Genomic DNA, 23025 nt, shown 5'->3' with positions numbered 1-23025 from the left:
CGACTACACGAAAAGTGCACGCACGACCCCGGTTCTGCGTGCACTTTTCGTGTACTCGACGGTGGGCGTAACAGAGCGCGAGCGGAGGGCCGGGTCCGGGAGAATGGGACGCATGGAGTGGCAGACATCCGCCGACACGGCGCCGTCGAGTTTCATCACGGAGGCGCAGGCGAGGACTCTGCTCGGCAAGCCTCCCGCGAGCGGCGCCTGGAAGGAGTCCGACGCAGCCGGCGACCGGAAGTTCGCGGGGATCGGCGCCTTCGCCTTCGAGAGCGGCGAGAGCCTCCCGTACGTCCGGATCGCGTACGAGACGTGGGGCGAGCTCTCGCCCGAGCGCGACAACGCCGTGCTGGTGCTGCACGCCCTCACCGGCGACTCGCACGCGGTCGGAGCCGCCGGCCCCGGGCACCGCACGGCCGGCTGGTGGCAGGGCATCATCGGCCCCGGCAAGGCGATCGACACCGACCGCTGGTTCGTCGTGGTCCCGAACATGCTGGGCGGCTGCCAGGGCACGACCGGTCCTGCGTCCCTCGCTCCGGACGGAGCGGAGTGGGGAGAGCGGTTCCCGTTCACCACCATCCGCGACCAGGTCAACGCGCAGGCGGTCTTCGCCGACACGATCGGCATCGAGCGGTGGGCCGCCGTTGTCGGCGGCTCCATGGGCGGGATGCAGGCGCTGGAGTGGGCCGTCACCTTCCCGGAGCGCGTCGAGCGGCTCGCCGTGATCTCCGCTCCCCCGTTCTCTACCGCCGACCAGATCGCCCTCAACTCGGTGCAGATCGAGGCCGTGCGCACCGACCCGTTGTTCCGCGGCGGGCAGTACTACGACGCCGACGACGGCGACGGGCCGCACCGCGGGCTGGCGCTCGCCCGGCGGATGGCGCTGCTGAACTACCGCAGCCCTTCGGAGCTGAACGAGCGCTTCCAGCGCGCCTGGCAGAGCGGGATCAGCCCGCTCGGCGGTGGCGGCCGTTTTGCGGTCGAGTCGTACCTCGACTTCCATGGCAACAAGTTCACCCGCCGTTTCGACGCCAACAGCTACATCACGCTGGTCGAGGCGATGAACTCCCACGACGTCGGCCGCGGCCGTGGCGGGATCGCCGCCGCCCTGTCCCGCGTCACCGCGCGCACGCTGGTCGTCGGCATCGACAGCGACCGCCTGTTCCCCGTCGAGGGCCAGGAGCGCATCGCCTACCATGTTCCGGACACGCTGGACGGTAGAGTTCCAGTGGTGATCCGCTCGGACTTCGGCCACGACGGGTTCCTGATCGAGGACGACGCGGTCAGCACGCAGCTGAGACGGCTCCTCGTCGCCTGACGGAGGATGGAGGGGCATGTCGCGCATCCAGAAGGAGCGTGATCGTCTCCTCGCTTCGACGGCTCGCACCGTCGGCTTGACCGCGACCGTCGCCGCACTGCTCTGCCTGACCGTCCCCGGCTCCCTGCCGTTGCCGCTCTACCTGGCGTCGCTGGTGCTGGTCGTCTGCCTCGGGTTCGCCCAGTGGCAGCTCGCCGCCCTGCTCCGGCTGACGCTCTGGATGTGGGTGATCGTGGTCTCGGGCGTCGCGCTCATCCTGATCCACCTGCTGCCCGGGCAGGCCCTCGGCCCCTCCGCGATCAGCGCGGTCGGAGTGATCGGCGCAGCATCGGTCGCCTGCGTCGCCGTGCTCGCGGTCACGTCGCGCTCCCGGGTGCTGCTCCTGGGCGTCTCCGCCGTCGCGACGCTGGCCGCACTGGGCGTCACGCTCGGGATGACGGGCTCCCGGCTGGTGGAGCCGCTCGTGTTCACCGTCACCGGCTGGGTCGCCCTGACTGCGACCGGCGTGTGGCTGTCCCGCACGGTCCCGCGGACCCTGAAGCGCATCTCGACCATGAGCCGGGCGTACCGCGTCGAGCGGCAGGCGAGTGAGACGGAGGCGCGCCGGCGGCAGAGCGCACGCCTGCTGCACGACACGGTGCTCGCTACGCTCACCCTGCTGGCGCACTCCGGCGTCGGCGTCAGTCACGCGGCTCTCCGCGAGCAGGCGGCGGAGGATGCGGCGCTGCTCCGCCAGCTCCGGCTCGGCTTCACCCCGGACCCGGCCCGCTCCGGCGACTACAAGCTGAAGCCGGTGGAGGAGTCCACCCTCGGCAAGACGCTGGAGTCGGTCAAGCAGCGCTTCCGGCGGATGGGCCTGGAGGTCAACTGGCACGGCGCAGGACAGGTGCTGCTGCCCTCCGATGTGCTGGACGCCTTCCTGCTGGCGCTCGGCGAGTGCCTCGAGAACGTCCGACGGCACTCCGGCGTCAACGAGGCGCACGTGACGATCACCGACGACGAGACGAACGTCCGGGCGATGGTGACGGACGCCGGGAAGGGCTTCGACGTCGCCACCATCGACTCCGGCCGCCTGGGCTTCACCGAGTCGATCGTCGCCCGGCTCCGGGACGTGGGCGGCAACGCCCGCCTGTTCTCCTCCCCGGGCAGCGGGACGACCGTCGTACTGGAGGTGCCGAAGTGACCAGGCTCGACGAGCGGACGGTCCCCCGCAGCCCGATCGCCCGCGGTGCGGCGGGAGACGAGCGGGATGCCCTCGGGCGCGCGCGCCTCGACCTGGGCTTCAACGTCGCCACCGTGGCGCTGATCGCGTTCCTGCTCATCCTGTTCGGGCTGAACATCCCGGAGTACCCGGGACTCGGGCTGTCGATCGCCGCCTGGGTGCTCGTGGCGGTGACGCTCATCGCAGCGCTGGTGCTGCGCCTCCGCCTGCCTGACGAGCTGCCGCTCTGGCTGTACCTCGGCGCGCTCGGGGTCTGGGCCGCCGCGGTAGTGCTCGACATCCTCGGCTCGTGGCCGCTCGGCGGGGCCATCGTGCCGCTGACGGCCGCCGCGGCCGTCGGCCCCGCCCTGCTGCTGTGCGTCCCCGTCCGGCCGGCGCGCGACATCGTGCTCGCCACGGCCGCGCTCGGCGCCGTGCTCGCCGTGACCGTTGTCTGGCGGTCCCTGCCCGACCCGCAGCTGCTCGGCCCCGGCTTCGTCACCGTCGCGATCGCGGTCGCCCCTCCACTCGTCGGCGTGCAGATCGTGCGCTCCCTGCGCACGCTGGTGCAGCTCGAGCTCGATCTGGTGCAGGTGCAGAGCACCGTCGTCTCCCCCGGCTACGCGATCGGGATGCTCGCCTCGGAGGAGCTGGCGCGTCTCGACCTGGCCGCCGAGCGACTGCTCGACGGCGTCGCCACCGGCCGCACCGGCCTGCCCCTCGATGAGGACACCGCGGATGCCGCGGCGAGCATCGCCACCGAGCTCCGCCTCCATCTCATCCAGGGCCGCAAAGAGACCTGGCTCTACCACGCGGTCACCGAGTCGGCTCTGCTCGGACCCTCCGTGACACTCACCGACCCGGACGGCCTGGCGGCCGGGCTCAACCGCGACCAGCGCGACGGTCTCCTCACCGCCGTCTGGCTGCTGATCAGCGACCCGGTCCGGACCGGGGCCGGAGCTCCGCGCACGCTGACGCTCGACCTCTCCCGGCCGGTGGGGACCTACCCGCGGACCGCCAACCCCGGCGCGACGATGACGATCGCCATTTCGACCAGCGGTGTGCCGCGAAACGGGGTAGACCCCGCGGCATGGCAAGCTATCCGTAAAGTGGGCCGCTATGTCGAGTCGTTCTCCGGATCGACCCTGCGTATCGAGATCACCACGGTGAGGGACATTTCTGCGGAGCTGGGCTGAACCAGCCGAGGCACAGAGAAAGGCACGACATGGGCGAGGAACCGCCGATTCGGATCGCAATCGTCGACGACCACAAGATGCTCCTCGGAGCACTCACCGAGTGGATCCGCAACGCTGCGGACGACATCCGGATGGTGGCCGCCGTCGCGAGCTGGCCGGAACTGCTGACCCATCCCGAGTTCCCGGTGGATGTGGTGCTGCTCGACCTCGACCTCAAGGACAACATCCCGATCTCGCTGAAGCTGTCGACGCTGAAGACGACCGGCGTCGCGACGGTCCTGATGAGCACGTACTCCGAGCCGGCCGTCGTGCGCGAGGCTCTCGCCGCGGGCGCCATGGGCTACCTGGTGAAGAGCGAGGACGCCGAGATGATCGTGGAGGCCATCCGCGCCGCCCGCAAAGGCGAGTCGTTCATCTCCGCCGAGCTCGACCTGGCACTCAACGCGGGCGAGGCCGGCGGGGCGCCCAAGCTCAGCGCGCAGGAGCGCCGGGTGATGGCGCTCTACGGAGCGGGTGAGCCGGTCAAGGCGGTCGCCTTCCAGCTCGGCATCTCGGACGAGACCGCCAAGAGCTACCTCAAGCGGATCCGCGAGAAGTACCGCGTGGCCGGATACGACGTCGGCACGAAGGTCGCGCTGCGGAAGCGCGCCATCCAGGACGGCATCCTCCTCCAGAACGACTGACGGGGCGGCGTCGGCCGCCATATGGGCGGCGTCGGCCGTCATGCGGCCGGCGGCTCTCAGTCGACGGAGACGGGCTCCGGTCGCTGCGCCTGCACCGCGCCGGTGTTCACACCACGGCGGACGCGCGAGCGGTCGATCCCGAACGAGACGAGCGCCAGACCGAGGCCTGCGACCGCGAGGATCGCGCCGACGACGACCGGCGACAGGTAGCCGAGGCCGGCCGCGATGGTCAGCCCGCCGAGGAAGGCGCCCGCGGCGTTGGCGATGTTGAGGGCCGAGTGGTTGAGCGCCGCAGCGATGGACTGACTGTCGCGCGCCACATCCATCAGCCGGGTCTGGATGGTCGGCGAGAGCGCCGAGCACGCGCCCGACACGACGAAGACCGACACCATCAGGCCGACGATGCTGGCCGCGGTGAGCCACAGGACGCCGAGCCCGATGAGCAGGATCACGAAGAACAGCAGCATGCTGCGCCGGACGCTGTGGTCGGCCGCGCGTCCGCCGAGGATGTTGCCCACCGTCATCCCGAGCCCGGCGACGACCAGGACGAACGGCACGAACGATTCCGGGTAGCCGGTGATCGTGGTCACGATCGGCGCGATGTAGGTGTAGACGGCGAAGAAGCCGCCGAAGCCGATGGCGCCGATGAGCAGCGCCATCCACACCTGCAATCGGGTGAAGGCCTTCAGCTCGTTCTTCACCGTTGCGCGGGCGTCGCCGGCCTGCCACGGGACGAGGAACGCGACCGCCGCGAACGTGAGGGCGAAGATCGCCGCGACCACGAGGTAGGCGATGCGCCAGCCGCTGTGCTGACCGATCCACGTGATCGTCGGGACGCCGATGACGTTGGCGATGGTCAGCCCGGACAGCACGAAGGCGACGCCGCGGCCCCGCTTCCCCGGACCCATCAGGGAGGCTGCGACCAGCGAGGCGATGCCGAAGTAGGCGCCGTGCGGCAGTGCCGAGACGAAGCGGGCGAGCATGACCAGCTGGAAGGTCGGAGCGACCGCCGAAGCTACCGTTCCGAGCGTGAAGGCGACCAGCAGCCAGAGCAGGAGCTTCTTGCGCGGCCAGCGCGCGGCGAACGCCGCGATGGTCGGAGCGCCGACGACGACCCCGAGCGCATAGGCCGAGATGATCCACCCGGCCTGCGCGTTCGCCTCGTTCTGCGACGTGGCGTACAGCTGCGGCAGCAGGTCGTGCGCGATGTTGGGCAGCAGCCCCATCGCGACGAACTCGGTGGAGCCGATGCCGAAGCCCCCGAGGGCGAGCGCCAGCAGGGCAAGACGGATACGGGCCGACGACATCTTCGTCGGCCCGTCGATGAGGAGGGTCACCGGCCCAGCCTATATCGAATCGTTTCGACCCGCAGCGGCCATGGCACGGAACGCCGCGGTGGGCGCTCCGCTACGCTGCCACCATGGCTGCCTGGGGTGACAGGGACCCCTCGCGGGTGGACTGGATGGAACTGTTCTTCGACCTCGTCTTCGTCGCACTCGTCGGGCAGCTGGCCCACGTCCTCCACGTGCAGCCCTCGTTCGGCACTCTGGCGCTCTTCGTCGCTCTGTTCGCAGCCGTGTGGTGGTCGTGGGTCAATCTGACTGTCGTGGTGGACCTCTCTCCGCAGTTCAGCCGGCGCCGCCTCTCCGTGGTCATGCTGATCGCCATGCTCCCGATCGGAGCGATGGCCGTCGCGGCTCCCGAAGCTGCGGGCGATCGGGCCTGGCTGTTCGCGGCCGGGAACGGACTGCTGCGCGTCCTGCTCCTGTGTCTCTGGGTGCAGTCGTCGTGGTCCACCGGACCGGCGGCCCGCGCCAGGGTCCTGGCGTACAACGGCCTCAGTGCGGTCCTCTGGCTCGTCTCGATCGCGCTGCCGCATCCCGCCGACTTCGTCCTCTGGGCGATCGCGATCGCGTTGGAGGTGGTGCTCCTGCTGCTGACGACCAGCCGCTGGTCGAGCGGGGCGTTCGCGGGCGTCAACGTCGAGCATCTGGCGGAGCGGTTCGGGCTGCTGGTGATCATCGTCCTCGGCGAATCCGTCCTGAGCATCGTCGCGGCGGTGAGCAGCAGCTGGACGATCGCCTCCGGCATTGTGGGCCTGCTGGGGCTCGCCATCGCCGCCGGACTGGCCTGGTCGTTCTTCCTCTACGGCACGGATGCCATGCAGAGCGGACTTGAGCGACTCCTGGCCCGCGGCGATATGCGGGGCATCCGGGACACGGTCGGCTTCCTGCCGTTCCTGCTGCTCGCCGGGGTCACGGCGCTGTCCGCTGCGCTGGCCGCCGCCATCTCCCATCCGGCCGTTCCGCTCCCGCCGGCACTGTCGGTGTCGCTCGGTGGGGGCATCGCCCTGTTCTACCTGACGAACGCCGTCATCGCGCGGCGGTTCGGGGACTCCTGGCAGACCGTCCTGCGGTGGGCGATCCCGGCCGTCACGCTGCCGCTGCTGCTGATGCTCGCGGGCTTGGGCCTGCCCGCGTTGGCGTCCGTCGCGTGTGCGGTCGCCATCCTGGCACTCGTCGTGGCGGCGTCCGAGGCCGGCGCGCGCCGCCGCCTCCGTGAGGAGACCAGCGGACGGTCCTAGCCGCGGTCGCCGGCGCCCACGGCCGCCGTCTGCTCCTCGAAGAATTCGGCGACATCCACATCGCGCGTCTCCTCGGGCGGGGAGAGCCGCGTGCGGACGGCGCCGACGATCGCCACGATCACGCAGCCGAGCAGCAGCCCGCCGACCAGGACGGCGACAATGGCGAGGAACGGCCCGAACGTCACGAACAGCCCGTAGAACAGCGTGACCAGGGTGTAGACGTCCACGTCAGTCCCCGGACTCGATCGCAGCTTCGAGGCGCTGCACCTTGCCGTCGAGCTCGCCGGAGTACCCCGGGCGGATGTCGGCCTTCAGCACGAGCGAGACCCGCGTTCCGAATCGGCCCACCGCCTCTGTCGCTCTGCGGACGACGTCGAAGACCTCGTCCCACTCCCCCTCGATCGTCGTGAACATCGCGTCGGTGCGGTTCGGGAGGCCGGACTCGCGCACCACGCGCACCGCCGCTGCGACGGCGTCGTGCACCGACGCATCCGCACCTTCTCCCCCGCTCGGGGCCACCGAGAACGCCACCAGCATGTCTTCCTCCTTCATCCGACCGCGGAACCCACGCTACGCCGCCGGTCAGCGTCGGTCAGCGCGGAGCGCCGCCGATCGGTTCCGCGTGCGCGCCGGGCTCCGACCGGAACGGCCAGGCGTGCGCGGGGACGAGGTCGCCCGCCGCCTCCTGACGGTGCCTGCGTCGCCACAGCGCGGCGATGGTCCAGCCCAGGATCACGAAATACATCAGGTTGCGCACCGTCAGCACGGCCACCATCGCCGGATCGGGTACCAGCAGCCAGTCGTACAGGAAGGGATAGAGCAGTTGCGTCAGCCCGGCGGTCACGAGCACGAGCACGGCGGGTGTCCGGAAGCCGCGACCCTGGTACGCCAGGCCGATCACGACCGGTGCAGCCAGCCAGACGACGTACTGCGGCGAGCCCACCTTGTTGAACGCGATGAACGCCGTCACCAGCGCGAGCGACAGCTCCGGCAGGATCCGCGTGTACGGCGTCCCACGCCGGAGCGCCCGGACCCCGATCAGCGTCACGACGACCGCCGTCACGGCGAACAGCGGGTTCATCAGCGAGCCCGCCGCCTCCGTCCCCTGCCCGCTCACCTGGAAGGTGAGCAGCCGGCCGTCGTAGTAGACCTCCGCGCCCGGCACGTGGAAGGCCGCCTGCCACATCCAGATCGTGCTGATCGGAGCCTCGATCTGCAGGCCGCGATCGGTCTGCATGGTGATGAAGCTGAGGACGTGCCACCCGGCCCCGAAGATCAGCGGGACCGCCACGATGATGGCCGAGGTGACGACGGCGACCAGGATGATGTGCCGCCGCGAGCGCAAGGCCACGACGGCGGCCAGCAGGATGGCGGCGGGCCACACCTTGATCCAGGTGGCCGCGGTGAGCACGACGACGGCCGCGCGCTCGTGCAGCGTCAGCCAGAGCAGCCCGACGATCGCCAGCGACGCGGAGACCGCATCCAGCCGCCCCACGGCGATCGGGCCGAGGAGCAGCAGGAAGCCCAGCCACCACCAGGCGGCGATCATGCGCCGAGGCTCCCGGCCCACGATGAGCACGGCGAAGGCGGCGGCGTTGAGCAGCAGCACCATGTTGAGCCAGGCCCAGACGTAGCCGTCGGCGCCGAACAGCAACGGCAGCATGATGGGGACGATCGCCCCGAACGGGTACACCCAGTCGGAGTTCACCCCGACGATCTGGGTCCCCTGCGCGGCCAGTTGCGCCCACGGCTTGTAGACGAGGAAGACGTCGCCGAGACCCTTGCCCTGGTCGAGCGCCAGACCGCTGATGATCAGGTGGACGAGGAGGAAGCCGATCCACAGGGTGAGCGGGCTGTGGACGGCCCGGCGGAGCGCTCCCGGTTCTGCCCGTGGGGTCGCCGGGACGGGAATCGGCGCCGCTTCCATCCCCATGAGGCCACATCCTAGGGGATGCCGTGGGCGGGGTCCTGAACTGCGGCCATCAGCGGTCAGCCGGCCGCGTCGGCGACGGTCAGGATGACGTCCCGGACGACACCAGGGAGCGCGCCCACGATGTCGAGCGCGACGATCGGGCCGCCGGCCGCGGCCCGCTCCCCGGCCCGGCCGTGCACCCACGCGGCCGTCGCGCCGAGGGCGGCGAGCGCCGCGTGGCCGTCCTCGTCGATCTCGCGGGCGTGCGTCGCCACCAGGGCGCCGAGCACGCCGCCGAGCACGTCGCCGCTGCCGGCGGTCGCCAGCCACGCCGGCCCTGCCGTCACGGCGTACCGCGGACCGCCTGGCGCGGCGACGTACGTCGTGTGCCCTTTGAGGAGCACGGTCACACCGAGGCTGTCGGCCGCGCGCATCGCCCAGTCCGCAGGATCGGCGGCGATGTCGTCGGCCGTCACCGCGTCGGAGTCGTCGTCTGCGCCCGCGGCCAGCATCCCGGCGAGCTCGCGGAAGTGCGGCGTGACGATGACCGGCCCCGCCGCGCGCCCGACCAGGTCGAGCGCGCCTGCGTCGATCACCAGCGGCACGCCGTCGTGGAGGGCCGCCCGCAGTCGCTGCGCGTCGTCGTCCGGGCGGGAGGACGGGTCCATGCCCGAACCGATCAGCCACGCCTGCACGCGGCCGGGCGCTGTGACGATCTCAGGACGGCGTCGCATCACGAGGTCGCTGGGGCGGTCGGCGCCGAGGTAGCGGATCATCCCAACACCCGTGCGCGACGCGCCCTCGACGCCCAGCACGGCGGCCCCCGGGTAGCGGTCGGAGCCGATGACCACACCGAGCACACCGCGCGAGTACTTGTCGCTCGACTCCTGGGGCACCGCGATCCACGCCACGGCGTCCCGCTCGTCCCAGCCCTGCCATCCCGTCACCGGCGCCTCCACTCCCTCATCGTCCATAGAACCCCTCCGGACCTCACGATAGGTTGAGAGCATGGCGATCGGCATCCCCGGCAAGGTGATCGTGTTCGACTACGGCGAGGTCATCTCGACGACCCCGACGCAGGAGGACCGTGCGGTGCTGGCCGAGCTGGCGGGCGGCGACGCGGAGGTGTTCTGGCCCGCCTACTGGCGGCACCGTGATGCGCTCGACCAGGGCACGCTCAGCATCCAGTCGTACTGGCGCGGCATCGAACGGGAGCTGGGCGAGAGCTGGGGCGACGCGACCATCCACCGGCTCTGGCTGGCCGACTTCCGCAGCTGGCTCAGCATCGACCACGACACCCTCCAGGTGCTGCTCGACCTGAAAGCGGGCGGCACCCGGCTGGCGCTGCTCTCGAACGCCGGCCGCGACTTCGGGTCCTACTTCCGGCACGGCACGCTCGGCGACCTGTTCGAGAAGGTCTTCGTCAGCGGCGAACTCGGCACGATCAAGCCGAGCCCGGACATCTTCGAGCACGTGATGGCCGAGCTCGGCGTGACGCCTGAGCAGACGGTCTTCATCGACAACAAGGAGGCCAACGTGCGCGGCGCAGAAGCCCTCGGCATCGCCGGACACGTCTTCACGACTCCGAAGGACCTCCGGGCATATCTGGAAGGTCTGCAGTCTTAGATAGGAGCATGCCTACTCTTTTCGATCCCCTGACCCTGCGCGGCGTCACCGTGCGCAACCGCATCTGGACCTCGCCGATGTGCCAGTACTCGGTCTTCGACCGGTCCGGCATCCCGAACACCTGGCACCTGGTCCACCTCGGCGGGTTCGCGGTCGGCGGAAGCGGCATCGTCTTCAGTGAGGCGACGGCGGTGAGTCCGGAGGGCCGCATCAGCCCGGAGGACACCGGCATCTGGACCGACGAGCAGCGCGACGCGTGGAAGCCGATCACCGCGTTCATCGACGAGCAGGGCGCGGTCCCGGGCATCCAGCTCGCCCACGCGGGCCGGAAGGCGTCCACCTGGGGGCTGACCGGCGGCACCGGCACCGTTCCGGAGTCCGAGGGCGGGTGGCGGACGGTCGCGCCGTCCGCGGTCGCCTTCGACGGGTACGACGTTCCAGCAAAGCTGGATGCTGCCGGCATCGACAAGGTCGTCGACGACTTCCGCTCCGCCACCCGCCGGTCGATCGAGGCCGGTTTCCGCGTGCTCGAGCTCCACGCCGCGCACGGCTACCTGCTGCACCAGTTCCTGTCCCCGATCTCCAACCAGCGCACCGACGAGTACGGCGGCTCGCTCGAGAACCGGTCACGGCTGCTGCTTCGCGTCATCGCCGCCGTCCGCGAGGAGGCGCCCGAGGCTCCGCTGTTCGTCCGCTTCTCGGCGAGCGACTGGGCCGAGGGAGGCTGGGACGAGCACCAGACCGCCACCGTCGCCACCTGGGCGCAGGAGGCGGGAGCCGACTTCTTCGACATCTCCAGCGGCGGCATCCAGGCCGGCATCCGCGTCCCCGTCGAGCCGGGCTACCAGGTCCCGTTCGCGCACCACGTGCGCAGCACCTCCGACGTCGACGTGAGCGCGGTCGGCCTGATCACGACGCCGCAGCAGGCGGCGGAGATCGTGGAGAGCGGGCAGGCGGACGCGGTCATGCTGGCGCGCGAACTCCTCCGCGACCCGCACTTCCCCCTGCGCGCCGCGCACGAGCTCGGCGTCGAGATCGGTTACTGGCCGCCGCAGTACGTCCGGGCGCGCTGGCGCCGCTGAGCGGGGCCGCGCTCGGCTGCTGCGGTCGTCCGGGTCGTCCGGGGTGTCCGGGGTGTCCGGGGTGTCCGGCGGGCCCCGCGGGCCCGGCGGGTCCGGGTCAGGTCTGCTGGGTCAGGCAGAGGTAGTTGCCCTCGCTGTCCTGGAACCACGCCGACCTGCCCATGCTGTCGGTCGCGATCCCGTTCTCGGTCTTCAGGCCGGGGAAGTCGTAGTCGGCGAACTGGACCCCCCGTTCCCTCAGGTGCGCCATGGTCGCCTCGATGTCCGGCACCAGCCAGCACATCGCGGTGTTCTGGGCGGTTCCGGCGTTCCCGGTCTCGTACACGTAGATCTTCGACTGGGTTCCGGTGCTGTAGAGGGCACCGCCCTCGACGGTCTGCTCCGGTTCGAGTTCCAGCTTGTCGCGGTACCACGTGGTGGCCCGCTGCAGGTCGGAAGCAGGAAGGACGGAGTACGTCACATACGACTCCAACATGAGGATTCCTTCTTTCATCCGGGCCGCATGTTACGCGCCGCCGCCCTCCCCGGGACGACTGGAATCCTCGTTCTAGGAGCCGTCGCCTCCGCACCCGCCCCGGTCGCCCATCTACTCGTCCCGACATGCCGTTACGCCCTTGGGGTAACGGCATGTCGGGACCACCTGATGCCGGCGACCACGGCAGCTCCTGTTCTCAGGAGACCCGGCCAGCGACGGTCCTGTTTTCAGGAGGTTCGACTAGCGGGTGATCCTGTTTTCAGGAGATTCGGCCCCGGACGCACTGCTGGTCCCGTATTCAGGACCTGGGAGCGGCTCCGCACTGCAATCTCCTGAATTCAGGACGGGCCGATCACGGCAAGACCTCCAGGGTTCAGACGGCCGGAGCACGACGATGATCTCCTGAATTCAGGAACCGTTGCCGCTCGTGCCGCCCGACTGGGTGCCCGAGCCGTCCGAGCCGGTCCCGCCCTGCGAGCCCTGGCCGCCGAAGCCGCCGTAGTCTCCCTGGCCGCCGAACTGGCGCGGGCCGACGTTCTGCCCGGTGCCGAATCCGCCGCCGGCGCCGTCCGTCGCGTGGGCGGTGAAGAAGCCGGCGAAGAACACGACCACGAGAACTGCGACCGCGCCCACGATGAGCGCGGTGTTCTGCGCCCAGGTCGGCCAGCGACGAAGGATGCTCCCGCGGTCCGAACGCTCCTGACGCGACGCCGCACCCGGCGACTGCCAGGTCTGCTGCGGCTGCTGCCACGCGCCCTGCGGCGGCTGCGCGTACGCGGGCTGCGGCGCGGACTGCGGCGCGGGCTGCGGCGCCGGCTGCGGCGCGGGCTGCGGCGCGGGCTGCGGCGCCGGCTGCGGCGCGGACTGCGGCGCGGGCTGCGGCGCGGGCCTCCCGGCCGCCGCCGGGCCGGCCTGGTAGGGCGGGACGTCGGGGGTGGTGGCGCTCATATCGTTCCTCTCGGTTCGGGAGCGAGGATGCGCCGTCGCCCTGTCCGGCCCCTATGACGCGGTCATCACGTCGCTGAGAATTTCGACCCGAGAATTCGACCCGAGAATTTCGGCGCCGACCCCACCTGGGAATCCGCCTGAGAACTCCCGCAGGCGTCGCTCTCCGCCTCGATATACTTGCGGGCACATGGACGACCCTCCCTCTCGTAGCCCATTCTCACGGTGCGCCCGCTGGCGGAGCGTGCGAGGTGAACGCCGTGCTCTCTGAGTGGATCATGCTCGCGGTCGGCCTCCTGCTCACGGTCGGCACCGGCCTCTTCGTCGCCAGCGAGTTCGCGCTGGTCAACCTGGATCGCGGTGACCTGGAGGCGCGTCGTGACCGCGGCGAGTCCCGGCTGACGATGACCATCGCGGCGCTGAAGATCACTTCGACGCACTTGTCCAGTGCGCAGCTCGGCATCACCCTGACCACGCTGCTCACCGGTTACACCATGGAGCCGGCCATCAGCTCCCTGCTGCGCGGACCGCTCACGGCGACCGGGCTGCCGGAGGGCGCCGTCGTGCCCATCGCCTCCATCGTGGCCATCGCCGTCGCGACGCTGCTGTCGATGATCCTCGGCGAACTGGTCCCCAAGAACTTCGCGCTAGCGCTTCCGCTGGCGACGGCCAAGCTCGTCATCCCGGTCCAGACCGTCTTCACGGCGGTGTTCCGCCCGTTCGTCGCCGTGCTCAACGGCACCGCGAACGGGTTCCTCCGGCTGCTCGGGATCGAGCCGAAGGAGGAGCTGTCCGGCGCCCGCACCGCGGACGAGCTGTCGTCGCTGGTGCGCCGCTCGGCGAGCGCCGGCGTGCTGGAGGAGGACACCGCGACCCTGCTCAGCCGCACGCTCGCCTTCTCGTCCCGCACCGCCTCCGACGTCATGACGCCGCGCCCCCGCATCGAGGCGGTGCAGCGCACCGACCCGGCCCACGCGGTCAGCGACCTCGCCCGGCGGACCGGCTATTCGCGGTTCCCGGTGATCGGCGACGACATCGACGACGTGCTCGGTGTCGTCCACGTCAAGCAGGCCGTCGCCGTGCCGAGGCAGCGCCGGTCGCGCGTGCCGGTGTCCGCCCTGATGACCGACCCGCTGCGCGTCCCGGAGACGATGGGGCTCGACACGCTGCTCGGCGAGCTGCGCGCCCGCGGCTACCAGCTCGCCATCGTGGTCGACGAGTACGGCGGCACCTCCGGCATCGCCACGCTGGAGGACCTGGTCGAGGAGATCGTCGGCGAGGTCGCGGACGAGCACGACCGCACCCGCGCTGGCGTGATCCGCGGCCGGGACTCGATCACCTTCCCCGGCATCCTTCGCCCCGACGAGCTGGAGGAGCGGGCCGGGGTGACCGTCCCGGAGGAGGGCCCGTACGAGACCGTGGCCGGCTTCGTGATGAACGAGCTCGGGAGGCTGCCGAAGGTGGGCGACGAGGTCCCGATCGAGGGCGGGACGCTCCGCGTCGAGCGCCTCGACGGCCGCCGCGTCGACCGGATCCGCTACACACCCGACCCGGTGACGGTGGCAGAGACGGCGAACGGAGAGGGGGCCGCCCATGAGTGACTGGGCCGGAATCGCCTGGCTGGTCGTGCTGCTCGCGGTCAACGCCTTCTTCGTCGGCGCCGAGTTCGCCGTGATCTCCGCTCGCCGCTCGCAGATCGAGCCGCTCGCCGAGCGCGGCAAGCGAAGCGCAAAGACGGCACTGTTCGCGATGGAGCACGCCACCCTGATGCTGGCGACCACCCAGCTCGGCATCACCGTCTGCTCGCTGCTCATCCTGAACGTGTCGGAGCCGGCCATCCACCACCTCCTCGAGGTGCCGCTGCACGCCACCGGGTGGTCCGAGGAGGTCATCGGCACGATCGCCTTCATCGTCGCGCTGATCGTCGTCTCGTTCCTGCACGTGGTGTTCGGCGAGATGGTGCCGAAGAACATCTCCTTCTCGATGCCCGACAAGGCCGCGCTGCTGCTCGCTCCGCCCCTGGTCGGCATCGGGCGCGCGGTCCGGCCGATCATCGTGGCGCTGAACGCGAGCGCGAACGCGGTGCTCCGCCTGTTCCGGGTGGAGCCGAAAGACGAGGCGGCCAGCACCTTCACCCTCGACGAGGTGGCGACGATCGTGTCGCAGTCGACCCGGGAGGGTGTGCTCACCGACCGCACCGGCGCCCTCACGGCCGCGTTCGAGTTCACCGAGAAGAAGGTCCGGGATGTGGCGGTGGCCCTGGATGCCCTGGTCACCCTCCCGTCGTCGCCCACCCCGGCGGACGTCGAGAAGGCGGTCGCCAAGCATGGCTTCAGCCGCTACGTCGTGCCGGACGCCGACGGAGAGCCGACCGGCTACCTGCACCTGAAGGACGTGCTCGACCTGGAGGAGACCGGCTTCGAGCTGCCGGTCCCCGCGAAGCGCATCCGGCGTCTGGTGACCGTGTTCTCGGGCAGCGACCTGGAGGACGCGCTGGCGACGATGCGCCGCTCCGGCAGCCACCTGGCGCGCGTGGTCGACGGGGAGGGCGCGACGGCGGGGGTGCTGTTCCTCGAGGACATCATCGAGGAGCTCGTCGGCGAGGTCCAGGACGCCACCCGGCGCTCCTGACCGGCTACCAGCTGACGGGCAGCGCCTTGCCCTCCTCGTAGCCCGCCGCCGACTGGATGCCGACCAGCGCGCGCTCGTGGAACTCCGGCAGCGACCGCGCGCCCGCGTACGTGAACGAGCTGCGCACACCGGTGGTGATCATGTCGATCAGGTCCTCGACCGAGGGCCGCAGCGGGTCGAGGTAGATGCGCGAGCTGGAGATGCCCTCCGCGAAGAGCTCCTTGCGGGCCAGCTCGTAGGCGTCCAGCCGCTCGAAGCGGCCCTTGACCGCCTTGGTGGAGGCCATGCCCCAGCTCTCCTTGAACAGGCCGCCCTTCGCGTCGCGGTCGAGCTGGCCCGGCGCCTCGATCGTCCCCGCGAACCAGGAGCCGATCATCACGGAGGCGCCGCCGGCGGCGAGCGCCAGGGCGACGTCGCGCGGGTAGCGCACGCCGCCGTCCGCCCAGACGTGCGCCCCGAGCTCACGTGCTGCGGCGCTCGTCTCGAGTACGGCCGAGAACTGCGGACGGCCCACGGCCGTCATCATGCGCGTGGTGCACATCGCGCCAGGGCCCACGCCCACCTTCAGGATGTCGGCGCCTGCGGCGACGAGGTCGCGCACCGCCTGCTCCGTGACGACGTTCCCCGCGACGATCGGCAGTCCCAGACCGAGCTCCTTGACGATGCGGATGGCGCGGATCATGCCGTCCTGGTCGCCGTGGGCGGTGTCGATGACGAGAACGTCGACGCCGGCCGCGGCGAGCGCCTTCGCCTTGCCCGCGACGTCGCCGTTGATGCCGACGGCCGCGGCCACACGCAGGCGTCCGTGCGCATCGAGCGCCGGGGTGTAGATGGTGGAGCGCAGGGCGCTGCGCTTCGACAGCGTCCCGACCACGCGGCCGTGGCGCAGCACCGGCGCGAATTCGAGGCCGGCCGCATCCATCACCTGGAAGGCCGCCTTGCCGTCGGTCAGGTCCTCCGCGTCGAGGGAGGTCAGAGCGCCGTGCAGGAGGTCGCCGATCCGGGCGTCCGGGAGGGCGGAGCCCAGCTGGACGGCGGCCAGGCAGCCCAGGTAGGCGCCGCCGCCGTCGCTGACCACGATGCCGTGACCCTCCACTGCGGGGATTCGCCGCAGCACGTCGGCCACCGACTCCTCCGGACGCGCGTCGTACGGAGTGTCGAACGCGACCGGCTGCGCCTTCACCCAGCGGATCGCCTCGTCCAGGTCCTGCAGGTGCATGTCCTGCGGGAGGACGCCGAGCCCGCCCCGGCGGGCGAGCGTCGCGGCGAGCCGCTTGCCCGTCACCGAGTTCATGTTCGCGGAGACGACCGGTATGGTCGCGCCGGTCCCGTCGTTCGGGGCGAGGGACACGTCCAGCCGGCTCGTGACGTTCGAGCGCGACGGCACGAGGAACACGTCGGAGTAGGTGAGGTCGTGACGGGGCGACGTTCCATAGAACTGCATGGGATTAACGGTATCCCGCCAGGCTCGTCGCCCGCACCGGAGCGCCGATGGGATTAGGCTTGATGATCGGATGAAGCGGGCGGCCTGCAGCCGTCCGATCGGTACGAAATCGATGGAGAGAGTGGGCGATCGGCTGTGTCGAGCCAATTGACCGGAGTGGGCACCGAAGACGGTTCCTCGGGCGAATTCGGAGCCAACGAGTGGCTCGTGGACGAACTGTACGAGCAGTTCATCCAGGACAAGAATTCGGTCGACAAGTCCTGGTGGCCGATCCTCGAGAACTACCACCCGGCCGTGGCCGACGACTCGACTCCGTCTCCGAGCGAGGCGCCGTCGCCGAGCGAGACCCCCGCCCCCACCCCGTCCGAGCCGACGGTGCCGACCCCGGCGGAGCCCACCGCTCCCAGCCCCGCGGAACCGACCGCGCCCACCCCCTCCGAGCCGACGACACCGGCCGCACCGGCGGGCGGCGCTCCCGCTCCCCACCCGAACGAGCCGAAGCCCGTCACCACGCCCATCCCCGTGATCGGCCAGCAGCCCGTCGCGCGCACCACGTCGGTCGCGCCGAAGCCGCAGCCGGTTCCCGCCGACGCACCGGTCACCGCACCGAACGCCACCGTCGAGGCGGCTGAAGAAGACAAGGTGACGCCGCTCCGCGGCATGTCCAAGTCGCTGGCCAGCAACATGGATGCGTCGCTCACCGTTCCGACGGCGACCAGCGTCCGCACCATCCCGGCCAAGCTGATGATCGACAACCGCATCGTCATCAACAACCACCTGAAGCGCGCCCGTGGCGGCAAGGTCTCCTTCACGCACCTCATCGGGTGGGCGCTCATCCAGGCGCTCAAGGAGTTCCCGAGCCAGAACGTCTTCTACGAGGAGGTCGACGGCAAGCCGTCGGTCGTAGCGCCTGCGCACATCAACCTCGGCATCGCGATCGACCTCCCGAAGCCCGACGGCACCCGTGCCCTTCTCGTCCCCAGCATCAAGCGCGCCGACACGATGCGCTTCGGCGACTACCTCTCCGCCTACGAAGAGCTCGTGACCAAGGCCCGCAGCAACAAGCTGACGGCGGCCGACTTCGCCGGCACCACCATCTCGCTGACCAACCCGGGCGGCATCGGCACCGTGCACTCGGTCCCCCGCCTGATGAAGGGCCAGGGCGCGATCATCGGCGCCGGCGCGCTCGAGTACCCGGCCGAGTTCCAGGGCTCCAGCGAGAAGACGCTGGCCGGCCTCGCCATCGGCAAAACCATCACGCTCACCAGCACCTACGACCACCGCGTCATCCAGGGCGCCGGCTCCGGCGAGTTCCTGAAGATCGTGCACGAGATGCTGATCGGCAAGCGCAACTTCTACGAGGACATCTTCGCCGAGCTGCGCATCCCGTACATGCCGATCCACTGGAACCCGGACATCAGCGTCGACCTGGCCAGCGCCGTCGACAAGACGGCCCGCGTCCAGGAGCTGATCAACTCGTTCCGCGTCCGCGGCCACCTGATGGCCGACATCGACCCGCTCGAGTACAAGCAGCGCTCGCACCCGGACCTCGAGATCGAGAACCACGGGCTCACCTTCTGGGACCTCGACCGCGAGTTCGTCACCGGCCAGTTCGGCGGCGACAAGCGCAAGATGAAGCTGCGCGACATCCTCGGCGTGCTCCGCGACTCGTACTGCCGCACCGTGGGCATCGAGTACATGCACATCCAGGACCCGGCGCAGCGCAAGTGGTTCCAGGACAAGCTGGAGCGCCCGTACGAGAAGCCGACCCACGACGAGCAGCTGCGCATCCTCGGCAAGCTCAACGAGGCGGAGGCGTTCGAGACCTTCCTGCAGACCAAGTACGTCGGCCAGAAGCGCTTCAGCCTGGAGGGCGGCGAGTCCACCATAGCGCTGCTCGACTCGATCCTGCAGGGCGCCGCCGAGGCGGGGATGGACGAGGTCGCCATCGGCATGGCGCACCGCGGCCGCCTCAACGTGCTGACCAACATCGCGGGCAAGACCTACGGCCAGATCTTCCGCGAGTTCGAGGGCACGCAGGACCCGCGCACCGTGCAGGGCTCCGGCGACGTCAAGTACCACCTCGGCACCGAGGGCACCTTCAAGGGCGCCGGCGGCGAGGAGATCGCGGTGTATCTCGCCGCGAACCCGTCGCACCTGGAGGCCGTGGACGGCGTCCTCGAGGGCATCGTCCGGGCCAAGCAGGACCGTCGCCCGGCCGGTACGTTCCTGACGCTCCCGATCCTCATCCACGGCGACGCCGCCATGGCCGGACAGGGCATCGTCGTCGAGCAGATGCAGATGTCGCAGCTGCGGGCCTACCGCACCGGCGGCACCATCCACGTCAACATCAACAACCAGGTCGGCTTCACCACGCCTCCCGGCGAAGGCCGCAGCTCGGTGTACTCCACCGATGTCGCGAAGACGATCCAGGCGCCGATCTTCCACGTGAACGGCGACGACCCGGAGGCCGTGGTCCGCGTCGCGGAGATCGCCTTCGCGTACCGCCAGGAGTTCAAGCGCGACGTCGTGATCGATCTCGTCTGCTACCGCCGCCGCGGGCACAACGAGGGCGACGACCCCTCGATGACGCAGCCGCTGATGTACAGCCTGATCGAGGCCAAGCGCTCGGTCCGCCGCCTCTACACCGAGGCGCTCGTGGGCCGCGGCGACATCACAGAAGAGGAGTACGAGCAGGCGCACCGCGACTTCCAGGACCGCCTGGAGCGCGCGTTCATGGAGACGCACGCGGCGCAGACCAACTCGACGCCCATCCTCACCCCGGGCGATTCCGGCGACCTGGAGCAGCCGCACCAGAACGACGACAACGTCGGGGAGCCGGAGACCACGGCGGTCAGCGAGCAGGTCATCCACATGATCGGCGACGCGTTCAACAACCCGCCGGCCGGGTTCACCGTCCACCCGAAGCTGCAGCAGCTGCTCAACAAGCGCAGCGAGATGAGCCGCAACGGCGGGATCGACTGGGGCTTCGGCGAGCTGCTGGCCCTCGGGACGCTGCTGGTCGAGGGCACCCCGGTGCGCCTCGCCGGGCAGGACGCGCGCCGCGGGACGTTCGTCCAGCGCCACGCCGTGCTCCACGACCGGGTCAACGGCCAGGAGTGGCTGCCGCTCGCGAACCTCAGCGACAACCAGGCCAAGTTCTGGATCTACGACTCGCTGCTGAGCGAGTACGCCGCGATGGGCTTCGAGTACGGGTACTCGGTCGAGCGCGCGGACGCGCTGGTGCTCTGGGAGGCCCAGTTCGGCGACTTCGCCAACGGCGCCCAGACCATCGTCGACGAGTTCATCTCGTCCGCCGAGCAGAAGTGGGGCCAGCGGTCGTCGCTGGTGCTGCTCCTCCCCCACGGCTACGAGGGCCAGGGGCCGGACCATTCCAGCGCCCGCATCGAGCGTTACCTCCAGATGTGCGCCGAGAACAACATGACCGTCGCCCGTCCGTCCACCCCGGCGTCGTACTTCCACCTGCTGCGCCGCCAGGCGTACGCCCGCCCGCGGCGCCCGCTCGTCGTCTTCACCCCGAAGGCGATGCTGCGGCTGCGCGGTGCTGCGAGCAACGTCGAGGACTTCACGCACGGCCGCTTCGAGCCGGTGATCGACGACAAGCGGATCACCGACAAGAACTCCGTGAAGCGCGTCCTCCTGCTGGCCGGAAAGCTCTACTACGACCTCCTCAACGAGCTCGAGAAGAACCCGAACCCGGAGATCGCCCTGGTGCGCGTGGAGCAGTACTACCCGCTCCCCGCGGCCGAGCTGAAGGCGGCCGTCGACTCCTACCCCAACGCCGAGCTGGTGTGGGTGCAGGATGAGCCGGAGAACCAGGGCGCCTGGCCGTACATGATCCTGGAGACCTCCAAGCTGGGCCCGCGCCCGCTCGGCGTCGTCTCGCGTCCACCGTCGGCCTCCCCGGCGGCCGGTTCCGCGAAGCGCCATGCGCAGGAGCAGTCGGTCCTCATCCAGCGCGCGCTGACCCTGTAGCGGGCAGCGGCGTCGCGTCACGACTGCGGCATTGCGTCACAACTGCGGTGCGTCGCGCGGCCGCAGTCGTGACGGCACGCCGCACTCACGTAACCGCCGCCGCGGCGTAGCGTGAGCGCATGACCGTCGTGACGAACCACCGCCTCGGAGAGCCCTGCTGGGTCGACTACGCGAGCACCGACGTGCCCGGCGCCCGCGACTTCTACACGAGCCTGTTCGGCTGGACCGCGGACGCCGCGGGCGAGGAGTACGGCGGCTACGTGACCTTTCGCCGCGACGGTCGCGCCGTGGCCGGTCTCGGGCCCGTGATGGGCGGCCAGCAGGGCGACAGCTGGCTGACCTACCTGCTGGTGGAGGACGCCGACGCGGTCGAGAAGGCCGCCCTGCAGGCGGGCGCGCAGGTCATCGCGCCCGCCATGACCGTCGGGGACCAGGGCAGGATGGCCGTGGTCGCGGATCCGGGCGGCGCGGTGGTCGGTGTCTGGGATCCGGAGCAGCACCGCGGCTTCGAACTCGTGGCGGAGACGGGAGCGCCGGCCTGGCACGAGCTGTACGCGCGCGACTTCCCGGCCCAGATCGCCTTCTACACGAATGTCTTCGGCTGGAGGACGCAGGTCCTCGGCGACACCGCCGACTTCCGCTACTCGACCTTCGGCGACCCCGCATCCCCGAGCGGCGGTGTGTACGACGCGAACGGGATGCTCCCGGAGGGCGTCCCCTCGCACTGGGTGATCTACTTCGGAGTCGCCGACGCTGCGGCGGCATCCCAACGCGTCGTCGAGCTGGGCGGCACGGTCGTCCGCGACCCCTGGGACAGCGAGTTCGGCCGCTTCGCGCAGGTCACCGACCCGCTCGGCGGGCTCTTCTTCCTCCACGAGGTCGGCTCGGGAAGCGCGGCTTAGCCCGACCTCCCGACCCCTCGACCTCTGGCCGGACCCGCCTAGTGGGCGGTCGCCTGGAAGGAGCGGATCCGCAGCAGCACCTCGGTGCGCAGCGTCTCGGGCGCGGTCTCTTTGCACGCCCGCTGCACAACCTCGGTCAGCACGACGCTCAGGTGGGCCTCATCGGAGCAGCCGGCGCAATTCGCCAGGTGCTCGCGCACGTCGGCAGCATCCTCGCTGCACAGTTCGTTGCGCAGGTACTCCTCGAGTTCGGCTTTCGCCTTCTCGCATCCGCAGTCGGTCATCTCTTGCTCCTGGGGGTCTGCACGGCCCGGTCTCCCTGAACGGCGGAGAGCCCGCGCTCGTGCGCGTAGTCGGTCAGAAGCTCCCGCAGCATGCGACGGCCGCGATGCAGGCGGCTCATCACGGTGCCGATCGGGGTCTTCATGATGTCGGCGATCTCCTGGTACGAGAAACCTTCGACATCGGCGAGGTACACGGCCAGCCGGAAGTCTTCCGGGATGGCCTGCAGCGCGTCCTTGACGGCGCTGTCCGGCAGGTGGTCGATCGCTTCGGCCTCGGCGGAACGGCTGGAGGACGAGGACATGGATTCCGCGCCTCCGAGCTGCCAGTCCTCGAGCTCGTCGATCGTCCCCTGGTAGGGCTCGCGCTGCTTCTTGCGGTACGTGTTGATGAAGGTGTTGGTGAGGATGCGGTACAGCCACGCCTTCAGGTTGGTCCCCTGCTGGAATTGGCCGAAGGCCGCGTACGCCTTCACGAAGGTCTCTTGCACGAGGTCCTGCGCATCGGACGGGTTCCTGGTCATGCGCAGGGCAGCCGCGTACAGCTGATCCATGAAGGGCAGGGCCTGCTCCTCGAAGAGGTGGCCCGTATCCTCGGTTTCGGTGCTCATCACCGGCCAGTCTAGTTCCGCCGCACGCACTGCGCCCCGGCGGGATGCGTCGACGGCCGACCGGCGGGTGGCGACGCGTGGGGCGTCGAGCACGGCGGTGGCGGCCATGGACTGATCCTTCCTGGTGGCGGGAACACG

At 70.3% G+C, this 23025-nt stretch carries 21 protein-coding genes; 11 read left to right on the top strand and 10 right to left on the bottom strand.

The genetic code is table 11. The features are described from left to right. Window positions 1-112: 112 nt before the first annotated feature. From SB754_RS03300 to SB754_RS03285, 4 genes are read left to right on the top strand one after another with little or no spacing between them, the layout of a single operon-like run. The gene (locus SB754_RS03300; protein ID WP_410780928.1) at window positions 113-1318 is read left to right on the top strand and encodes a homoserine O-acetyltransferase; all 1206 of its coding nucleotides are present in this window, start codon (window positions 113-115) and stop codon (window positions 1316-1318) included. Between the two features lie 16 nt (window positions 1319-1334). Continuing rightward, entirely contained in the window at window positions 1335-2501 is a 1167-nt protein-coding gene (locus tag SB754_RS03295; RefSeq protein ID WP_410780927.1) for a sensor histidine kinase, read from the top strand. Next, a complete protein-coding gene (locus tag SB754_RS03290) occupies window positions 2498-3715 on the top strand; it encodes a hypothetical protein (RefSeq protein WP_410780926.1) in 1218 nt (405 codons plus the stop codon). Before SB754_RS03295 ends, SB754_RS03290 begins: the two co-directional genes overlap by 4 nt. 29 nt (window positions 3716-3744) lie before the next feature. After that, window positions 3745-4398, top strand: a complete 654-nt coding sequence (locus SB754_RS03285) for a response regulator (protein WP_410780925.1) — start codon at window positions 3745-3747, stop codon at window positions 4396-4398. Window positions 4399-4454: 56 nt separating this feature from the next. Here the strand turns inward: SB754_RS03285 and SB754_RS03280 are convergent, their stop codons facing one another. After that, on the bottom strand, window positions 4455-5735 hold the full coding sequence (locus tag SB754_RS03280; protein WP_410780924.1) for an MFS transporter: 1281 nt from the start codon (window positions 5733-5735) through the stop codon (window positions 4455-4457). 83 nt (window positions 5736-5818) lie between these two features. On the opposite strand from SB754_RS03280, the gene SB754_RS03275 reads away from it, so the two are divergent. Further along, on the top strand, window positions 5819-6982 hold the full coding sequence (locus SB754_RS03275; RefSeq protein WP_410780923.1) for a low temperature requirement protein A: 1164 nt from the start codon (window positions 5819-5821) through the stop codon (window positions 6980-6982). Here SB754_RS03275 and SB754_RS03270 read toward each other — a convergent pair. Genes SB754_RS03270 through SB754_RS03255 form a run of 4 tightly spaced genes read right to left on the bottom strand, consistent with a single transcriptional unit; the run spans window position 6979 to window position 9868 of the window. Further along, on the bottom strand, window positions 6979-7209 hold the full coding sequence (locus tag SB754_RS03270; RefSeq protein ID WP_410780922.1) for a hypothetical protein: 231 nt from the start codon (window positions 7207-7209) through the stop codon (window positions 6979-6981). The two genes, SB754_RS03275 and SB754_RS03270, sit on opposite strands and share 4 nt — an antisense overlap. A gap of 1 nt (window position 7210) precedes the next feature. Further along, window positions 7211-7519, bottom strand: a complete 309-nt coding sequence (locus tag SB754_RS03265; RefSeq protein ID WP_410780921.1) for an MTH1187 family thiamine-binding protein — start codon at window positions 7517-7519, stop codon at window positions 7211-7213. Between the two features lie 55 nt (window positions 7520-7574). Continuing rightward, window positions 7575-8915, bottom strand: coding sequence for a hypothetical protein (locus tag SB754_RS03260; protein ID WP_410780920.1), 1341 nt, complete (start codon window positions 8913-8915; stop codon window positions 7575-7577). A 56-nt stretch (window positions 8916-8971) separates the two neighbouring features. Beyond that, complete coding sequence (locus tag SB754_RS03255) at window positions 8972-9868, bottom strand: NAD(P)H-hydrate dehydratase (RefSeq protein ID WP_410780919.1); 897 nt, start codon at window positions 9866-9868, stop codon at window positions 8972-8974. Window positions 9869-9902: 34 nt separating this feature from the next. On the opposite strand from SB754_RS03255, the gene SB754_RS03250 reads away from it, so the two are divergent. Continuing rightward, complete coding sequence (locus SB754_RS03250; protein ID WP_410780918.1) at window positions 9903-10520, top strand: HAD family hydrolase; 618 nt, start codon at window positions 9903-9905, stop codon at window positions 10518-10520. A gap of 8 nt (window positions 10521-10528) precedes the next feature. Continuing rightward, entirely contained in the window at window positions 10529-11602 is a 1074-nt protein-coding gene (locus SB754_RS03245) for an NADH:flavin oxidoreductase/NADH oxidase (protein ID WP_410780917.1), read from the top strand. Between the two features lie 97 nt (window positions 11603-11699). Here SB754_RS03245 and SB754_RS03240 read toward each other — a convergent pair whose 3' ends face one another. Both SB754_RS03240 and SB754_RS03235 read right to left on the bottom strand, forming a co-directional pair. Then, window positions 11700-12077, bottom strand: a complete 378-nt coding sequence (locus tag SB754_RS03240; RefSeq protein WP_410780916.1) for a VOC family protein — start codon at window positions 12075-12077, stop codon at window positions 11700-11702. Window positions 12078-12485: 408 nt separating this feature from the next. After that, window positions 12486-13025: a hypothetical protein gene (locus SB754_RS03235; protein ID WP_410780915.1), complete on the bottom strand. Its 540-nt coding sequence runs from the start codon at window positions 13023-13025 to the stop codon at window positions 12486-12488. A gap of 275 nt (window positions 13026-13300) precedes the next feature. Between SB754_RS03235 and SB754_RS03230 the strand changes: the two genes are divergently transcribed. Together SB754_RS03230 and SB754_RS03225 are read left to right on the top strand one after the other, a co-directional pair. After that, window positions 13301-14623 carry a hemolysin family protein gene (locus tag SB754_RS03230; protein ID WP_410783248.1) on the top strand — a complete coding sequence of 441 codons (1323 nt, stop codon included), beginning with the start codon at window positions 13301-13303 and terminating at the stop codon, window positions 14621-14623. Next, window positions 14616-15653 (top strand): hemolysin family protein, encoded by a 1038-nt coding sequence (locus SB754_RS03225; protein ID WP_410780914.1) that lies wholly within the window; start codon window positions 14616-14618, stop codon window positions 15651-15653. The genes SB754_RS03230 and SB754_RS03225 overlap by 8 nt, the downstream gene beginning before the upstream one ends. Before the next feature lie 4 nt (window positions 15654-15657). Here the strand turns inward: SB754_RS03225 and SB754_RS03220 are convergent, their stop codons facing one another. Then, a complete protein-coding gene (locus tag SB754_RS03220; protein ID WP_410780913.1) occupies window positions 15658-17097 on the bottom strand; it encodes a GuaB1 family IMP dehydrogenase-related protein in 1440 nt (479 codons plus the stop codon). A gap of 135 nt (window positions 17098-17232) precedes the next feature. On the opposite strand from SB754_RS03220, the gene SB754_RS03215 reads away from it, so the two are divergent. Then, window positions 17233-21093 carry a multifunctional oxoglutarate decarboxylase/oxoglutarate dehydrogenase thiamine pyrophosphate-binding subunit/dihydrolipoyllysine-residue succinyltransferase subunit gene (locus SB754_RS03215; RefSeq protein WP_410780912.1) on the top strand — a complete coding sequence of 1287 codons (3861 nt, stop codon included), beginning with the start codon at window positions 17233-17235 and terminating at the stop codon, window positions 21091-21093. Between the two features lie 119 nt (window positions 21094-21212). After that, entirely contained in the window at window positions 21213-21995 is a 783-nt protein-coding gene (locus tag SB754_RS03210; protein WP_410780911.1) for a VOC family protein, read from the top strand. A 38-nt stretch (window positions 21996-22033) separates the two neighbouring features. Here SB754_RS03210 and SB754_RS03205 read toward each other — a convergent pair whose 3' ends face one another. Continuing rightward, complete coding sequence (locus SB754_RS03205) at window positions 22034-22279, bottom strand: zf-HC2 domain-containing protein (protein WP_410780910.1); 246 nt, start codon at window positions 22277-22279, stop codon at window positions 22034-22036. Continuing rightward, a complete protein-coding gene (locus SB754_RS03200) occupies window positions 22276-22995 on the bottom strand; it encodes a sigma-70 family RNA polymerase sigma factor (RefSeq protein WP_410780909.1) in 720 nt (239 codons plus the stop codon). The genes SB754_RS03205 and SB754_RS03200 overlap by 4 nt, the downstream gene beginning before the upstream one ends. Between the last annotated feature and the right edge of the window lie 30 nt (window positions 22996-23025).

Origin of the sequence: Leifsonia sp. SIMBA_070 (genome assembly GCF_046534635.1) — a bacterium.
In the GTDB taxonomy this organism is placed as follows: Bacteria; Actinomycetota; Actinomycetes; order Actinomycetales; family Microbacteriaceae; genus Leifsonia.
This window is presented reverse-complemented; position numbering and strand designations above follow the sequence as displayed.

Bases quoted from the DNA above. Each gene is read 5' to 3' on its own strand.
- SB754_RS03300 (WP_410780928.1), top strand. From the start codon at position 113: ATGGAGTGGCAGACATCCGCCGACACGGCGCCGTCGAGTTTCATCACG.
- SB754_RS03295 (WP_410780927.1), top strand. From the start codon at position 1,335: ATGTCGCGCATCCAGAAGGAGCGTGATCGTCTCCTCGCTTCGACGGCT.
- SB754_RS03285 (WP_410780925.1), top strand. From the start codon at position 3,745: ATGGGCGAGGAACCGCCGATTCGGATCGCAATCGTCGACGACCACAAG.
- SB754_RS03275 (WP_410780923.1), top strand. From the start codon at position 5,819: ATGGCTGCCTGGGGTGACAGGGACCCCTCGCGGGTGGACTGGATGGAA.
- SB754_RS03265 (WP_410780921.1), bottom strand. From the start codon at position 7,519: ATGCTGGTGGCGTTCTCGGTGGCCCCGAGCGGGGGAGAAGGTGCGGAT.
- SB754_RS03260 (WP_410780920.1), bottom strand. From the start codon at position 8,915: ATGGGGATGGAAGCGGCGCCGATTCCCGTCCCGGCGACCCCACGGGCA.
- SB754_RS03255 (WP_410780919.1), bottom strand. From the start codon at position 9,868: ATGGACGATGAGGGAGTGGAGGCGCCGGTGACGGGATGGCAGGGCTGG.
- SB754_RS03250 (WP_410780918.1), top strand. From the start codon at position 9,903: ATGGCGATCGGCATCCCCGGCAAGGTGATCGTGTTCGACTACGGCGAG.
- SB754_RS03245 (WP_410780917.1), top strand. From the start codon at position 10,529: ATGCCTACTCTTTTCGATCCCCTGACCCTGCGCGGCGTCACCGTGCGC.
- SB754_RS03240 (WP_410780916.1), bottom strand. From the start codon at position 12,077: ATGTTGGAGTCGTATGTGACGTACTCCGTCCTTCCTGCTTCCGACCTG.
- SB754_RS03235 (WP_410780915.1), bottom strand. From the start codon at position 13,025: ATGAGCGCCACCACCCCCGACGTCCCGCCCTACCAGGCCGGCCCGGCG.
- SB754_RS03230 (WP_410783248.1), top strand. From the start codon at position 13,301: ATGCTCGCGGTCGGCCTCCTGCTCACGGTCGGCACCGGCCTCTTCGTC.
- SB754_RS03225 (WP_410780914.1), top strand. From the start codon at position 14,616: ATGAGTGACTGGGCCGGAATCGCCTGGCTGGTCGTGCTGCTCGCGGTC.
- SB754_RS03220 (WP_410780913.1), bottom strand. From the start codon at position 17,097: ATGCAGTTCTATGGAACGTCGCCCCGTCACGACCTCACCTACTCCGAC.
- SB754_RS03210 (WP_410780911.1), top strand. From the start codon at position 21,213: ATGACCGTCGTGACGAACCACCGCCTCGGAGAGCCCTGCTGGGTCGAC.
- SB754_RS03205 (WP_410780910.1), bottom strand. From the start codon at position 22,279: ATGACCGACTGCGGATGCGAGAAGGCGAAAGCCGAACTCGAGGAGTAC.
- SB754_RS03200 (WP_410780909.1), bottom strand. From the start codon at position 22,995: ATGGCCGCCACCGCCGTGCTCGACGCCCCACGCGTCGCCACCCGCCGG.